Origin of the sequence: Micromonospora sp. NPDC049580 (assembly GCF_040675595.1) — a bacterium.
Classification (GTDB): Bacteria; Actinomycetota; Actinomycetes; order Mycobacteriales; family Micromonosporaceae; genus Micromonospora.
Genome location: NZ_JBFAPG010000682.1, coordinates 1 through 2,430, shown reverse-complemented (window position 1 = coordinate 2,430; position 2,430 = coordinate 1). Strand labels below are relative to the sequence as shown.

Genomic DNA, 2,430 nt, shown 5'->3' with positions numbered 1-2,430 from the left:
GTACAGTCGCACGTATTTGCGCATCCGGTTGTTCAGCAGCACCGCGTCGGTCATCTGATGGTCGATCCGAACGGCGTCCAGCCCGTTGCCCCAGAACTCGTTGCTCTCGATCACCACGTCCCGTACCGGGCCCTGGTAGCCCCGCCCGAGGTCCTGCCCGTGGTAGCCGTACTGACCGTTCCCGCTGATCCGGTTGCCCCGGATGGTGTACGGGCCCGGGCTGTTGCCGACAATGACCCCGTCGCGGATGTTGCCGTCGATGACGCAGTCGGTGAGCAGCCCACCCCGTCCGGCCACCGCCGCGGTGCCCTGGGCGGAGATGTCGAACCCGGCCTCCAGGTTGCCGGTCATCGTGCAGGCGGAGACGATGAGACCGTCGGCACCCCAGTCGGAGATGCCGAACCGGTTGCCCTGGCTGTGACAGCCGATGATGCGGTAGCCGCGGGGCGGGGGCCAGTAGTCCTTCTGCAGCTCCAGGAAGATGCCGTTGGTGCCGTTGGCGAGCGTGGTGCAGTTGGCGATGGTCAACCGCTCCACCGCGCCCCAACCGCCGATGCCCACGCCGATGCCGGCGCCGCCGATCTGCTCGCCGTTGTCCAGTCGCCCGCAGCCGACGACCACCACGCCGTCGATCAGCGAGTCCTGGAGGAAGTCGCAGCCCAGCCCGGTGGCCGCGGTGTGGTGGATGTAGAGGTTGCGGAACACGCCGCGCACGACGTACTGCAGGCCCAGGCCCTTGGCGAGGTAGTTGTACTCGGCCATCGCCACGCCGGAGCCGTCGATCTGGAAGTCGGCGAAGGTGCAGTCGGCGATGTGCCGGTCCCGGTCGGCCCCGTGCTGCACGGTGGTCCAGAAGGCCAGCGGGGTCGGGTCGGCCCGGTTGCCCTCGTTGCTGAGCATGAACCGGGTCGCCGCCGGGCCGGCGCCGACCAGCGAGACCCCACTACGCCACACCGTGCCGGAATCGCGGATCGAGTAGATGCCCGGCGGGCAGTAGATGACGCGGGCCCGCCCGTCCGAGGCGTACCCGGCGCCGAGGCGGTCCACGAGGGCGGCCAACGCCGGCTGGTCGTTGGTCGCGCCGTCGCCGGTCAGCCCGTACTCCAGCGCGTCGCAGTAGAGCGGTGCGCCGGCCGCGGCGGGCCGCCGCACCCGTACCGAATTCAGTAGCAGCTCGTTCGCCACGACCACGGGTCGGCTCCCTTCGACGCCTCCGGTGCGTACCGGCGGGGCCGACTTCCCGATGACGCGACCGCGAAACCACTGACGCACGCCGGCCCCGGCGCCGCGCGGGCGGTGCCAGGGCCGGGGGTACGCGTCAGACGGCGGCGATCAGCAGCGCCGGGCGCTCCACGCAGTCGGCGACGTGCCGCAGGAAGCCACCGGCCACCCCACCGTCGCAGACCCGGTGGTCGAACGTGAGGCTCAGCTGGGTCACCTTGCGCACGGCCAACTGCCCGTCGACCACCCACGGCTTGTCCACGATCCGGCCCACGCCGAGCAGGGCCGCCTCGGGGTGGTTGATGATCGGGGTGGAGCCGTCCACGCCGAACACCCCGTAGTTGTTCAGCGTGAAGGTGCCGCCGGTGAGCCGGGCCGGCGCGAGCGTCCCGGCCCGCGCCGCGGCGGTGGTCGCCGCCAGCTCGGCGGCCAGCTCGGCCGTGGTGAGTCGCTGGGCGTCGCGCAGCACCGGCACCAGCAGGCCCCGGTCGGTCTGCGCGGCGATGCCCAGGTGCACCCCGGCGGACTGGACGATCCGCTGACCCTCGGTGTCGACGCGGGAGTTGAGCTGCGGGAACCGGCGCAGACCGCTGAGGCAGATCCGGGCCAGCAGGGCCAGGATGCTCACCGGCGCGTCGGGCGTCGCCGCGTTGATCGCCGCGCGGGTCTCCAGTAGCCCGGTGGCGTCGACGTCGACCCAGATGGTCACCTCGGGGATCTCCCGCCGGCTGCGGGAGAGCTTGTCGGCGATCACCTTGCGCACGCCGGTGAGCGGGACGATCAGGTCGCCGTCGCCCTCCGGGGTCGGCGCGACGTGCGGGTCCGGCACGGCGGCGAGCCGGGCGACGGGGACGGCCAGCGCCGCCTCGACGTCGGCGCGGCGGATCACCCCGCCGGGCCCGCTGCCACGGACCGTACCCAGGTCGACGCCGCGCTCCCGGGCCAGCCGACGGACGATCGGCGAGATGACCAGGGCGCTCGCCGACCGCGTTTCGACGGGGGCGCTGCCACCGACCGGGGCCGCTTCGTCCGCCGCCGGGCCGGCGCCGGCTGCCGGGACCGCGTCGGGCCGGACAGCGCCGGCCGGGGCGGCGTCGGCCGGTTCGGGCGCCAGCGCAAGCCGGGGCCGACGCCGACGGCGGGTCGCGCCGCCACGCCCGGTCGGCCAGCCCCTGATCACCATCGCGCCGCTGGACGGCGGCGACGAGC

General features: G+C 73.6%; 2 protein-coding genes. Both read right to left on the bottom strand.

The genetic code is table 11. The features are described from left to right. On the bottom strand, positions 1 to 1,185 hold a 1,185-nt coding region (locus AB0J68_RS30945; RefSeq protein WP_363942287.1), incomplete at its 3' end, for a right-handed parallel beta-helix repeat-containing protein. 133 nt (positions 1,186 to 1,318) lie between these two features. Then, the coding region (locus AB0J68_RS30940) for a dihydrolipoamide acetyltransferase family protein (RefSeq protein WP_363942284.1) at positions 1,319 to 2,430 on the bottom strand (1,112 nt) is incomplete at its 5' end.